This window comes from Fictibacillus nanhaiensis (assembly GCF_019801215.1).
Lineage (GTDB): Bacteria > Bacillota > Bacilli > Bacillales > Fictibacillaceae > Fictibacillus > Fictibacillus nanhaiensis_C.
The window spans coordinates 823,165-836,595 of sequence record NZ_JAHVJO010000001.1; the positions used below are offsets into that span (position 1 = coordinate 823,165).

The 13,431-nt window shown below is 39.8% G+C and carries 11 protein-coding genes and 1 other annotated feature; of the genes, 2 read left to right on the top strand and 9 right to left on the bottom strand.

Features of this window, described 5'->3' with window-relative positions:
* Positions 1 to 180: 180 nt before the first annotated feature.
* From KUV80_RS04260 to aroC, 5 genes are read right to left on the bottom strand one after another with little or no spacing between them, the layout of a single operon-like run.
* Entirely contained in the window at positions 181 to 1,002 is an 822-nt protein-coding gene (locus tag KUV80_RS04260; RefSeq protein ID WP_222461425.1) for a transporter substrate-binding domain-containing protein, read from the bottom strand.
* A 16-nt stretch (positions 1,003 to 1,018) separates the two neighbouring features.
* Positions 1,019 to 2,308, bottom strand: coding sequence for a 3-phosphoshikimate 1-carboxyvinyltransferase (aroA, locus tag KUV80_RS04265; protein WP_222461426.1), 1,290 nt, complete (start codon positions 2,306 to 2,308; stop codon positions 1,019 to 1,021).
* Positions 2,309 to 2,322: 14 nt separating this feature from the next.
* Entirely contained in the window at positions 2,323 to 3,420 is a 1,098-nt protein-coding gene (locus tag KUV80_RS04270) for a prephenate dehydrogenase (protein WP_222461427.1), read from the bottom strand.
* Positions 3,421 to 3,437: 17 nt separating this feature from the next.
* Positions 3,438 to 4,511 carry a 3-dehydroquinate synthase gene (gene aroB, locus KUV80_RS04275; RefSeq protein WP_222461428.1) on the bottom strand — a complete coding sequence of 358 codons (1,074 nt, stop codon included), beginning with the start codon at positions 4,509 to 4,511 and terminating at the stop codon, positions 3,438 to 3,440.
* Positions 4,512 to 5,681 carry a chorismate synthase gene (aroC, locus tag KUV80_RS04280; RefSeq protein ID WP_222461429.1) on the bottom strand — a complete coding sequence of 390 codons (1,170 nt, stop codon included), beginning with the start codon at positions 5,679 to 5,681 and terminating at the stop codon, positions 4,512 to 4,514. It abuts the gene before it with no gap.
* Positions 5,682 to 5,726: 45 nt separating this feature from the next.
* Positions 5,727 to 5,931 (bottom strand) — a binding site (T-box leader).
* 312 nt (positions 5,932 to 6,243) lie between these two features.
* Between aroC and KUV80_RS04285 the strand changes: the two genes are divergently transcribed.
* Complete coding sequence (locus KUV80_RS04285; protein WP_222461430.1) at positions 6,244 to 7,326, top strand: bifunctional 3-deoxy-7-phosphoheptulonate synthase/chorismate mutase; 1,083 nt, start codon at positions 6,244 to 6,246, stop codon at positions 7,324 to 7,326.
* Positions 7,327 to 7,377: 51 nt separating this feature from the next.
* On the opposite strand, the gene KUV80_RS04290 is transcribed toward KUV80_RS04285, so the two are convergent.
* Positions 7,378 to 7,578, bottom strand: a complete 201-nt coding sequence (locus KUV80_RS04290; protein ID WP_222461431.1) for a DUF6501 family protein — start codon at positions 7,576 to 7,578, stop codon at positions 7,378 to 7,380.
* A 179-nt stretch (positions 7,579 to 7,757) separates the two neighbouring features.
* Here KUV80_RS04290 and KUV80_RS04295 point away from each other — a divergent pair, with 179 nt between their 5' ends.
* Positions 7,758 to 8,720, top strand: a complete 963-nt coding sequence (locus KUV80_RS04295; protein ID WP_222461432.1) for a quinone oxidoreductase family protein — start codon at positions 7,758 to 7,760, stop codon at positions 8,718 to 8,720.
* A gap of 298 nt (positions 8,721 to 9,018) precedes the next feature.
* On the opposite strand, the gene KUV80_RS04300 is transcribed toward KUV80_RS04295, so the two are convergent.
* Genes KUV80_RS04300 through KUV80_RS04310 form a run of 3 tightly spaced genes read right to left on the bottom strand, consistent with a single transcriptional unit; the run spans position 9,019 to position 13,316 of the window.
* Positions 9,019 to 9,159, bottom strand: coding sequence for a hypothetical protein (locus KUV80_RS04300; protein WP_222461433.1), 141 nt, complete (start codon positions 9,157 to 9,159; stop codon positions 9,019 to 9,021).
* 46 nt (positions 9,160 to 9,205) lie between these two features.
* Positions 9,206 to 10,465, bottom strand: a complete 1,260-nt coding sequence (gene odhB / locus KUV80_RS04305) for a 2-oxoglutarate dehydrogenase complex dihydrolipoyllysine-residue succinyltransferase (protein ID WP_222461434.1) — start codon at positions 10,463 to 10,465, stop codon at positions 9,206 to 9,208.
* On the bottom strand, positions 10,458 to 13,316 hold the full coding sequence (locus KUV80_RS04310) for a 2-oxoglutarate dehydrogenase E1 component (RefSeq protein ID WP_222461435.1): 2,859 nt from the start codon (positions 13,314 to 13,316) through the stop codon (positions 10,458 to 10,460). The genes odhB and KUV80_RS04310 overlap by 8 nt, the downstream gene beginning before the upstream one ends.
* Positions 13,317 to 13,431 lie beyond the last annotated feature (115 nt).

Here is a 13,431-nt window from a genome sequence, read left to right on the forward strand (position 1 = left end):
TAGCTGTTTTCCGTTTCAGGATGCTAGTGCGGTAAGCCTAGCCGAAGTCTCGCACGTTGTATTCAATCCCTTGTAAACATAAGATAAAAATTTGACCATCAGCAACAATCTTTTAGAAAGAGTTTTGTACAAAAAAGATGACACTAAAGATTTATCTCTTTGGTGTCATCCTTGTTTTACTTATTTAGCTTGAGCTAATCCCCATAATCTCTTTTCTTTCACACTGAAATCGGACATTTCGTTTTCTTCCATCCACAAGGTAATCCAGTTTTGGAAATCTAAATCGCCACGCGGAATCATATATACTTTTTGACTCTTAATGAAAGGCTTATCTACCATTGCTGCATATAACACAGGGTTTTGTTTTTCGTAATAAAGAGCTTCAATAGAGTCTGTTATCATAACATCCACTTCTTTGCTGGCCACTTTTTGGGGAATATCAAGATTATGAGGCACCATCTTGATCACAGCATTATTAATATGTGCTTTTACGTATTTTTCATTTGTTCCACCTGGATTTAAACCGATTGTAACTTCAGGGCGATCGATGTCTTGAAGAGAGTTGAAACGATCTTTGTCTTCCCGTCTGATTAGGGGAGTTTTGCCATCTGAAAAATAGGGAGCTGTCAGGTGTGCACGCTTTTGTCGATCAAGATTTCGACTAATTCCGCCCATAGCGATATCAAAACGATCTGCCATTAAATCATTCATCAAATCAGTCCAGGAAGTAGGAACAAACCTTACTTCTACTCCTAAATCTTTGGCTATTTTTTTTCCCATAACAATATCATATCCTTCAAAACAATTCGTTTCTGGATTGTAATAAGTAAAAGGCTTATAATCACCTGTCGTTCCAATACGGATAATGCCCTTTTGCAAAATGGAATCAAGTTTAGATATAGGTTTATGTGTAAAGCTTAAATGAAATGGAATGGTGCTAAAAAAGTCCATCACTCCCTCTTGTAGTGGATTTTGTTGTTGATATAGATGAACTTTTTTCACACTTATCCCTCCCAAATTAATTGTTTTTAGTAATCGCGTTTAGCTGATCAAAGAATGCAGGATACGAAACGGCTACGGCTTCACTATTTGACAGGAATGTGTCACCCTCTGCAATACATGAAGCCACGCTTAACATCATGCCGATGCGGTGATCTCCATAACTATCGACGTTAGCTCCTTTTAAAGGTGTCTTTCCATGAATAATCATGCCATCTTCAGTAGCTTGTATATCGGCACCCATTTTTTTTAATTGATTTACGACAGTCTCAATTCTGTCCGTTTCCTTTACACGTAACTCTTGTGCATCTTGAATGATGGTTTGACCTTCTGCTTGGGTGGCGGCCAAAGCAATGATTGGAATTTCGTCAATCAGCCTTGGTATTAAATTCCCTTTTATAATTGTGCCCTTCAATCGTGAGGTGTGTATAACAAGGTCACCGTATGGTTCTGAACTTTCCTCATTCACATCTTGATACGTAATTTGCGCTCCCATGTCTTGTAAAACGTCTAATATTCCCGTTCGTGTTGGGTTGAGTCCTACCTTTTTTAATGTGATTAAACTGTCTGGAATGATGGCTCCAGCTACTAGAAAAAAGGCTGCGGATGAAATATCGCCAGGAACTTCAATATGCGTTCCCTTGAGTTGCTGTCCCCCATTTAAGGAAACTGTTAATCCATCATTTTTTATATTCGCTCCAAACGCTTCAAGCATTCGTTCAGTATGATCTCTTGATTTTACCGGTTCGGTAACAGAAGTTGTTCCTTCTCCTTCCAATCCGGCAAGTAAAATGGCGGATTTCACTTGTGCACTTGCAATTGGAGAGTGATAGTGGATTCCTTTTGCAGTACCGCCTTCTATTTGTAGGGGCACTTTATTTCCTGAGTCTCTTCCTTCAATCCGCGCGCCCATTTGTTTTAAGGGCTGTGTGACGCGATTCATAGGTCGCTTGGCAATAGAGTCATCTCCGGTTAAAACAGAAGTAAATGGTGTATTGGCTAAAATACCTAACATTAAACGAATGGTTGTCCCGGAATTTCCAACATCGAGATCTGATGAAGGTGGCTGTAGACCTTTTATTCCTTTACCTTCAACAATGACGTGTTCGTTTTCTTGTTTTATGGCAACGCCTAGTTTTTGAAAACAAGATATCGTACTTAAACAATCTTCTCCGGTTAAAAAACCATTTATTGAAGTTGTCCCTTCTGCAATTGAGCCAAACATAACGGCTCGGTGGGAAATGGATTTATCTCCTGGCACTTTAATCGTTCCATTCAAGCTTTTAATGGGTGTAAGTCTTTTAACCATAATAAGTGCCTCCTCTACAACGTAATGTGAGTTAAGTAGTTTTCTTGTTGCAATAGATCTCTTGCTTTGTCCCGATCTTCTTCATTTTGAAAGCTGACGCGCAGTACCCCATCTAAACCTTCTCTTACTTCAAGAATTGAGAGATTGATAATACTGATTTTTGAATCGGCAAGAAGTGTTGTTACTTTTGATAAAGCTCCCACTTTGTCTAGAACATCTACATAAAGATCTGAAAATGGTGGTATCGCCCCTTTTGATTTTATTGGTAAACCATCACGAAACGATTTTGCACCGTCGAAGAAATGAAATAACTCATTCTTATCTCCATTTTTCACAAAACCAATCACTGTTTCCATTTCTTCTTTCCATTCTGTTAAAAGAGAAAGGAGATGTGATTTGTTTTGGCTTACAATGTCACTCCACATGTTTGGTGAGCTAGAAGCGATACGTGTGATGTCACGAAACCCACCCGCTGCCAACTGTTGGATTAAAGGATTATCCTGAGCATGGTTTTGTGCGACTCTTACAAGACTTGAAGCAATTAAATGCGGGAAATGACTCACGATACCTGTCAGGAAATCATGTTCATCAGCTTGTACGACAATAAACTTCGCATGAGTGCCTTTTAACCATTCTTTTGCTTCCTCTATTTTATTTTCAGGTGTATAGGAGCTTGGTGTGAGCATATAAAAAGCATTTTCAAAAAGATGTGGTTTAGCACTTTCCACTCCTGTTTTGTGAGAACCAGCCATGGGGTGTCCTCCGATAAAAACAATTCCATTCTCACCTAGTTTTTCTGCTTTAGCCATGATGGTATTCTTTGTGCTTCCTACATCCATAACCAAAGCTTGGATGGCAGGCTGAATAGAAGACAAAGTATCCATAACATGTAACGTTTCTTCTACAGGAGTAGCGATTATGATAAGATCGGCATCTCCTGCATCTTGTACAAAATTGGTTGAGATTTTATCAATTACTCCCAGCTTTAAAGCTGTATCACAATTGGAAGCCTTGATGTCATAGCCGATAATAACGGCTTCATGCTCTTTTTTTATTGTTAGAGCGATGGATCCCCCGATTAATCCAACTCCAATCAGTAAGACGTGTTTCATGTGAAAAGCTCCTTTTTTTACTTGGCCTGCAAGAACTCCGTTAATTTCTCCTCTAAATCAGAAGTGTTGAAGGGAGATAGAAATGCCCGGCCTATTTCGTGTAAAAGTACCATTTGGATGGAACCATGTGAGGCTTTTTTGTCTTTTTTCATCCGATTAATTAATGAAGGTGCGGATAACCCTTTTGGTAGTTGTGGATACCCTAAGCTTTCTAACCACTCCATTAATTCACATGCTAATTCTTTCGTTTCAGAGTGAAGCGATAACGCGAATATCATGCCGTGGACAACCGCTTCACCATGAGTTATATCTTTGTAGAGAAGTTCTGATTCTATGGCGTGGCCAAGTGTATGACCAAAGTTCAAATACGCTCTTATTCCTGTTTCCGTTTCATCCTGTGTTACTACACTGTTTTTAATTTGTATTCCTTTTTTTAGTGCATAAAGCAGATGATCATCTCTTAAATCATGTAAGGATTGAATGTTTTTACGCAGATAGAGATAAAAGTCTTTATCTGCAATTAGTGCATGTTTAATCACTTCAGCGAATCCAGATCTAATCTCATTTTCCGGGAGAGTTGATAAAAATTCAGTCGAATAGATTACTGCTTCAGGCTGATGAAAAACACCAATCATATTCTTGCCTGCTGGATGGTTTATTCCCGTCTTGCCGCCTACTGCACTATCATGAGCAAGGATGGTAGTTGGGATCTGGATGAATCGAATTCCTCTCATATATGTGCCGGCCACAAAGCCTGCAAGATCCCCTATCATGCCGCCTCCTAAAGCTAAAACGACAGACGAGCGATCAAGTCCTTTTTCTAGTGCAAAGCTTTGGCAGGCATAATAATTTTCAAACGATTTTTGACTATCACCGGCTTTTATTTGAAAAGTTACATATGAGAAAGACTTGCCAATCGTCTCTTGAATAAGACGTAGATAAAGCTTCCCCACATTTTCATCTGTAATAATTAATACGTTCTTAGGTGATGGTTTTAAAGACTGCAAGATTGGAACCAACTTTGAAATAGCCTCTTCACCAACATAAACCGGATAGTTTTTTGAAGGTGTAGTAATCTTCAAGTATTCCATTTAAAACACCCTTGCCTGCTCTTGGTGCCGAACGATGTTATTTTTAATTACATTCATGTTATCTTGACCGAACTGCTGAACAAGCGCACTTGCTAACTCCCATGCAACAACAGCTTCCGCTACTACGCTCGCAGCTGGAACAGCACAGCTGTCAGAACGTTCAATACTTGCTGCAAAGGCTTCTTTTGTTTCAATATCAACGCTTTGAAGAGGCTTATATAAAGTGGGGATCGGCTTCATAACTCCACGAACAACAACTGGCATGCCAGTAGTCATTCCACCTTCAAAGCCACCTGCGTTATTTGTTTTTCTTGTGTACCCATTTTCAATATCCCATTGTATTTCATCATGTACTTCACTGCCTGGTTTTCTGGCTGCGTCAAATCCTATTCCTATTTCAGCACCTTTAAACGCATTAATGCTCATAATAGCAGCAGCAAGTTTGGCATCCAATTTGTTGTCATAATGTGTGTAACTTCCAACAGCGACTGGCATTCCTTCTACAATGACTTCTACTATTCCTCCGATTGAATCACCGTTTTCTTTTGCATGATCAATGGCTTCCATCATCTGTTTTTCTGCGTTTTCGTCTAGGCATCTAACGGGAGATTTCTCTGTTTTTTTTCTTAGCTCAGTCAACGTTTCATAAGTGGTTTGTTCTGCTTTCACTCCACCGATCTCAAGCACATGACCGCCAACTTCTATCCCAAGTTCTTTTAACACTTTTTTAGCAACTGCACCTGCTGCTACACGTACGGTAGTCTCTCTTGCAGAAGATCGTTCTAGAACATTTCTCATATCTCGATGATTGTACTTTATCGCACCATTTAAATCTGCATGCCCTGGACGTGGTCTTGAAATGACACGTTTCACTTCAGCGTTATCATCCTCAAGTGGTTCAGCACCCATAATCTTCGTCCAGTGAGCAAAATCCTTGTTTTCAACTACCAGAGTGATAGGCGATCCTAACGTAACACCATGTCTAACACCGCTTAGGATCTGAACCTGATCGGTTTCAATCTGCATACGACGGCCTCTGCCATGTCCTTTTTGCCTTCTTGCAAGTTCATTATTTATGTCTTCTGCAACTAGCGGCAGACCTGCTGGTACCCCTTCAATGATAGTCGTTAATTGCGGTCCGTGTGACTCGCCTGCTGTTAAGTATCTCATTTCACATTCCTCCTGTTTGAAAGTACAAAAAAATCCCTGCTAATAAGCAGGGACGAAATATTCGCGGTACCACCCTGACAGCAAAGCTAGTGCTCTGCCACCTTCATTGTCATAACGGAGAATCCGGCTTTTTATATAAAAAGCAGCTCAAGAATTGTAATTCATGACGGGCTGTGTACTGATTTCCACCACCATCAGCTCTCTGCAACAGGGAACCCCATCATTACTTCTGTTCTTTCATAGCGTTTGAAATATAAAGTTATAGACAGTTTTAACACGTTGAAGCGCTGTTGTAAAGAAAATTCATTCATTTTTCTTAAAATTTACAATACCCTCATCTATTCGTCAATAGAGATGAAATGGTCACAAAAAAGAAAATAATATTTTTTAGGTATTTCTATTGACTTTATTCTAAAATCCATTTAAAGTTACAAACAATACTTTATGAGACACACGCTTTAAAGCGCGAAAGTGTCCGGTGTGATTATGATTAATAAAAAAGCCTATTAGCGGCCGCTTTGTAGGAAATGATAACTATTGAAAATTTAGAGGAGGAAACAACGTGTCAAACGAATTGGAAGTATTACGTAAACAGATGGATGATGTTACTTTAAAAATCTTGGAGCTTTTAAACGAACGTGGAAATGTTGCTCAACAAATCGGCAAATTAAAAGAAATGCAAGGGGTTAAAAGGTTTGACCCAGTAAGAGAAAGAAATTTACTGGATTTGATCGCTTCTCATAATGATGGTCCTTTTGAAACCTCTACCTTGCACCATATATTCAAACAAATTTTCAAAGCGAGCTTAGAACTTCAAAAAGATGATAACCGAAAAGCATTATTAGTATCCCGTAAAAAGAAACCAGAAGATACGATTGTTAATGTGAAAGGTGAAATGATTGGAGATGGAAATCCTCATTTCATTATGGGACCTTGTGCGGTAGAAAGTTATGAACAAGTAAAGCAAGTAGCTGAAGTCATTTCCGCTAAAGGTCTAACCTTGATTCGCGGAGGTGCCTTTAAACCGCGTACCTCTCCATACGATTTTCAAGGGCTTGGTTTTGAAGGTCTAAAAATATTAAGGAAAGTAGCCGATGAACATCAACTAGCTGTTGTCAGTGAAATTTTAAATCCAAATGATATTGAGATGGCGCTTGATTATGTTGATGTGATCCAAATTGGTGCTCGGAATATGCAGAACTTTGACTTATTAAAAGCTGCAGGATCTGTTAATAAACCAGTCCTCCTCAAGCGTGGTTTAGCAGCAACGATAGAAGAATTCATGTATGCTGCAGAATACATTTTAGCTCAAGGGAACTCTCAGGTTATTCTGTGTGAACGAGGTATTCGTACTTATGAAAGAGCTACTCGAAATACGCTTGATATTTCCGCTGTACCAATCTTAAAGAAAGAAACCCATCTGCCTGTAGTTGTAGATGTCACTCATTCAACAGGAAGAAAAGATCTGCTCCTGCCTGCTGCTAAAGCTGCGATGGCAATTGGTGCAGATGCCATCATGGCAGAAGTCCACCCTGATCCTGCTGTAGCGTTATCAGACTCGGCTCAGCAAATGAATTTCCCTGAATTTGATGATTTCATGGACTCATTGTTAAATAAAAAAAAGCTTAAATACATCCATAATTAATACCAAGATACGATAAAAGCCTGACTCACTGAGACAGGCTTTCTTTTGGTTTTATCCTTCAAAGTACTCTTTATAGTACCCTCCTATTTTACCTGTATTATCAATGACAAAATAAAATTCTTCTGTTTCGTTTTTTAACTCGTACATCTTACCTTCTGTTAATGCACGATCTACCATATACTTCTTTGCGTTAGTATGTACGCATTTAATCTCACGCAATGTTTGTCTTTTTGCCCAGTCTAAATGAATCAAAGCATTCTCTCCCCTGTAAAAATGGTTTCTTTTAGTATGTCATTCTCTTCACTAAATGATAATGGTGGAGTATGCCGAATGTCAATCCGAGCTTTCTGTAGGCTCTTCCCTAGTCATTAAACTCGTATATCGTTACAATAGCAATGGGAAAAGATCATCAAAAGAAAAGGAGAATGAATATGAAAGCACTTGTATTTAATACTTTTGGCGGTCCTGAGGTTCTAGAATATCGCGAAATAACCCCTCCAACGATCGAACCAAATGATATTTTGTTAGAAATGAAAGCAATTGGATTGAATTTTGCAGACGTATATAGAAGAAAAGGAAATTATCATTTAGAAGGCAAACCACCTTATATATTAGGCTATGAAGGAGCAGGAATTGTTAAAGAAGTAGGAAGTGATGTAAAAGGAATAAAAGTAGGAGATCACATGGCATTCGCAGATGTACCCGCTGCTAATGCTGAATTCGTTGCTGTGTCATGTGAAAAAGCAATACCCATTCCAGACGGTGTCTCATTCGAATCTGCAGCTAGCCTATTGCTGCAAGGTCTTACAGCTCATTATTTAACAAAAGACAGCTTCACCATTAAAAAAGGTGATGTCGCATTAGTTCATGCAGCTGCAGGCGGTGTGGGACAGTTATTGATCCAAATGATAAAATTGTTAGGCGGAATAGCAATCGGTTTAACCTCTTCTGATGAAAAACGTCAAGCTGCTCTTTCTGTTGGAGCTGATTCAGTTATTCTATATAAAGAAGATTGGAAAAGCGAAATTATGGATCTGACATCAGGAAAAGGTGTAGACGTTGTTTATGAATCAGTTGGCTCTACGATAATGGAGAGTTTTGAGGTTACTAGAATCGGAGGAACCGTTGTGTTCTTTGGAATGGCTGGCGGTGATCCTGTCAAGATTGACCCTCGCATGCTTATGGATACTTCGAAAACGTTAACGGGCGGCGACTTATGGAACGTACTGACGACTCACAAAGAACGAGTAACCCGCTCTAAAGAGTTATTTCAATGGATCAAAGATGGAAATCTAAAATTATCACAAACCGAATATCCTTTGAGCGAAGGAGCAAGGGCACACGAAATGCTTGAAAGCAGAAAAAGCACCGGCAAAATTTTGTTAATTCCTTAAAACGTCTCTTTATTATAGAACGGATCTGGCGGCTAGCTTTAGCCGCTTTTTTAGTGCGCTGATAGTTGCATAGTTCAACTAAAATTCTACAGTATACTTGTAACCTGCAAATGTTGTTACTTGTAGATTGCAAGTGATGGTGTTGTGTGGAATTTGCCCATGTCTTATTGATAAATGGATGAATCTTTTTTTCTGTAATTCAGAGTTATGAAGAAAATTTATGAGCCCTTTGGTGCCATTTATGAGCCTTCAAAAAAGTTTATGAGCCTTCAAAAAAATTTATTGGCCCATAAAAAAATTATGGTCCTTCAAATATATTTATAGGCTTTTCGACAAAATTCATCTCCCAAACAAATGAAAATGGTATCCAAAACCCCCTCTTAAAAAATGATGTCCCTTGGCGTACGCCAAGTTTCCAAATTAAAAACTTACAATTCATCAAAAAACACCTCCTGCCGCAGCAAGAGGTGTTTTCAATCATTGAATTATCCTTCTAGAAGCAATGACTCTGGATCTTCGAGCAATTGCTTAACTGTAGTCAGGAAGCTTACTGCCTCTTTTCCATCTACGATTCGGTGATCGTATGAAAGAGCAATATACATCATTGGACGGTTTTCCATTCTCTCTTTATCGATTGCAACTGGTCTCCATTGAATCGTGTGCATCCCTAGAATACCGACTTGAGGAGCGTTAAGGATCGGTGTCGAAAGCATGGAACCGAAAATCCCTCCGTTTGTGATCGTGAATGACCCGCCTTGAAGGTCTTCTAATGATAACTTCTTAGAACGCGCCTTCTCAGCTAAGTTACCAATCTCTTTTTCAATACCTGCAAAGCTTAGACGATCTGCATTGCGTACAACCGGTACAACTAGTCCTTCTTCTGCTCCAACTGCGATACCGATATCGTAAAATTTCTTCAGGATCATTTCGTCGCCTTGAATTTCAGCATTTACTGCCGGGAACTTTTTAAGAGCTCCTATTACTGCTTTTGTAAAGAACGACATGTAGCCTAATTTAACCCCATTTTGCTCGAAGAACTTGTCTTTACGGCGAGCACGGACTTCATTAATCGCAGTCATGTCGACTTCGTTAAATGTGGTTAGCATCGCTGCCGTTTGTTGAGCTTCAACAAGGCGCTTTGCGATGGTCTGACGTCTGCGGGACATTTTAACACGTTCCACAGGCTTTTCTGGATTTACCGCTTCTACCGCTTTGTTTTCTTGTGTTGGTGCCTTAGATGAGCTAGTGCTTGCTGCTTTTTCGCTTCCGTTTTCAGAATGACGTTTTACATCTTCTGTACGGACTCTCCCAAGAGGATCACGAGAGCTTACTTCAGAAAGATCGATGCCTTTTTCTCGCGCGAGTTTGCGAGCTGCCGGTGATGCGATTGGGCGGTCTGCCGCTTTTGTTTCTTCTTTTTCAGAAGACTTCTCTTGTTTTGGCACAGATTCGGCTTTTGCTTCAGAAGCAGGTTTTTCTTCTTGTTTCTCACTCGTTTCAGATGAAGCATCACCTTCAACGATAGAAGCAATTACGTCGCCAACTGAAACCGTATCACCTGGCTCTACTTTAATATTTTTTAAAATGCCATCACGTTCAGCACTGATTTCAATGTTGACTTTATCTGTTTCTAATTCAACGATGTCTTCACCTTTAACGACTGCTTCGCCTTCTTTTTTAAGCCATTGTGCAACTGTACCTTCTGAAATTGATTCGGCTAACTCCGGAACTTTAACTTCAAACATGTTCACGGCCTCCCTCTCGCGTTTGTATGTCAAGTGCTAACGATGTTTGTATGATTTGTTCTTGTTCTTTTTTATAGATATCTGGTTCCCCACCAGCGGTACTAGAGCGTTCTTGTCTGCCGATGTATGATACGTGAGCTCCTTTAGGTGCAACGGAACGCAACTTCGGTTCGATATACAGCCATGATCCCATGTTTTTCGGTTCTTCTTGAACCCAAATCAGATCTTCAACGTTTGGATATTGCTTTAATAGAGCTGTCATCTCTTCTTCCGGGAACGGGTAGATTTGTTCTACGCGTACAATATGGAATTCCGTTCTTGAAACTTGATCTTGCTCTAGAGCTTTTTCTAGATCAATGGCAATTTTACCTGAACATAAGAGAATCTTTTTCACTTTCTCTTTTTCCTTGCCAAGCCCACTCTGTTCAAGTAAAGGCTGGAAATGATCTGTCTCGAAACTTTCCGCAACAGAAGCCACTTTTGTATCACGAAGCAAGCTCTTCGGTGTCATTACGACTAAAGGACGAACCTCATCCATCGAAAGAAGCTTAGCTTGACGTCTTAATAAGTGGAAATATTGCGCTGCCGTAGTGACGTTGGCCACCGTCCAGTTGTTTTCAGCACCAAGCTGCAAGAAACGCTCTAATCGTGCACTGGAGTGCTCAGGTCCTTGTCCTTCATATCCGTGAGGGAGAAGAAGAACCATACCTGATTTTTGTCCCCATTTCGCACGACCTGCTGACAGGAACTGATCAAATAGAACTTGTGCAACGTTTGCAAAGTCTCCATACTGAGCTTCCCAAATGACAAGTGTTTCTGGTGCGAAAACATTGTATCCATACTCAAATCCTACAACCGATGATTCTGATAATGGACTGTTATGAATAGCAAATGAAACGTTGATATCATCCATCCCATGCAGAGGTGAAAATTTCTTGCCATTTTCACTATCATTCAATACAAGATGTCTTTGCGCAAATGTTCCACGCTCTGAGTCTTGCCCTGTGATTCGAATAGGAGTACCTTCTTTTAGAATGGAAGCAAAAGCAAGTGTTTCTGCCATACCCCAATCGATTTTTTCACCTTGGAATGCTTTGCGTCTGCGTTCTAGGATTCGTTTGATCTTAGGATATACGTTAAAGTCTTCTGGCCATTGAAGCATCTTTTCCGTTAACTCTTGCAGTTCTGTTACCGAAATTGTGGTATCGATATCAGGAAGTGCTTTCGATAATGGATCCGGAAGCCGAGTGTCTTCCAGTTTGAATTTTTCTTTGCGTCCTTGTACTTTTTCATACTCTGTTTGGTGCTTTGCTAAAACTTCTTCTTCCATTCCTTTTACATCTTCTTCTGATAGTACACCCTCTTTAACGAGCTGCTTCGCATAAGCGTCACGAACTGTTGGATGACTGTTTACTTGTTTGTATAATTTAGGCTGTGTTGCAGAAGGATCATCCATTTCGTTATGTCCGAATCGACGGTATCCAATAAGGTCGATAAGAACATCCTTTTGAAACTTCTTACGATATTCATAAGCGAGATGAACAGCGGCTATACAAGCTTCAGGATCATCTGCATTCACGTGAATAATTGGAATCTCAAACCCTTTAGCAAGATCACTCGCATACTTTGTAGAACGAGAATCACTACTGTCAGTTGTGAAACCTACTAAGTTATTTGCTATGATATGAAGTGTTCCACCTGTTTGGTAACCTCTTAAACGGCTTAAGTTCAGTGTTTCGGCTACAATCCCTTCTCCAGGAAAAGCAGCATCCCCATGAATCAATATTGCAAAGGCTTTTGACGTATCTTGTTTTGGATAACCTTTGCTGTTCCTTGTTTCTTGAGCAGCTCTTGTATACCCTTCAACTACAGGATCAACATATTCCAGATGACTTGGGTTATTAGCTAATGAAACTTTGATTTTGTGCGTTTGATCTGCTTCGAACAATCGGCTAGCTCCCAAGTGATACTTTACATCACCTGTCCAACCAAAGTTAATGCCTCTAGACCCTTCTGAAGGAATTAATTCTTTGTTTGGTGAGTGATGAAACTCAGAGAAAATTAATTCATATGGCTTCCCTAATACATGAGCAAGAACATTCAGACGACCTCTGTGTGCCATACCGATTAAAGCATGTTCAGCACCATCTCGGCTTCCTTCTTTAGCTGCTTCATCAAGCATTGGGACAAGCATGTCTACCCCTTCAATGGAAAAACGCTTTTGTCCAACAAACGTTTTGTGAAGGAATTTTTCAAAGCCTTCTACTTCTGAAAGACGGTATAAAAGATTTTTTTTATCTTTAGCCGAAAAATCAGGATAATGCTGGCTTGTTTCTACCATCGTGTTTAACCATTGACGCTCTTCTGTTTCATGTACGTGACTAAATTCATAAGCAATGTTTTTTGTATACACCTCTTGTAACATTTGGATGGCTTCCCAACCGTTCTTAACGTTTGATGGAGCTTCTTTCCAAATAAAAGATGGTGGTATCGCTTTCAAATCTTCAATTGATAAGTTAAATTCTTTCGGGTCAATGTGGTGAGTGTCCTTAGGAAATTCTCCTACTGGATATAGGTTGGCTGCTAAATGCCCATAAGTGCGAATATTTTCAGCTAGTTTCAGTGCAGCTGCAAGCTTCTCTAAATCCATTCCATCAAAACTCTGTCCAGTACGTTCATTTGTTGCAGGTCCCTCACTTGGTGGACCCCATGCATCAAATTTTTCTTTGAATGAACTGTCAACAGATTCCGGATCCACTCTATATTGATCATATAGTTCAAGGACATAGGCCAAGTTTGGTCCATTTAGCCCTTGCCAAGGATTTTCTGATTTGGAACGTTGATGACTCATCTTTTGTTCCCTCCTGCTTCCCTTTGTAAGTATTGTGCTGTTGCTGTTAACAGGTGATTCATCATTTCTCGCAATAGATTTTTCCCTATTTAAAGCGCTCTCAAACGATGAATGA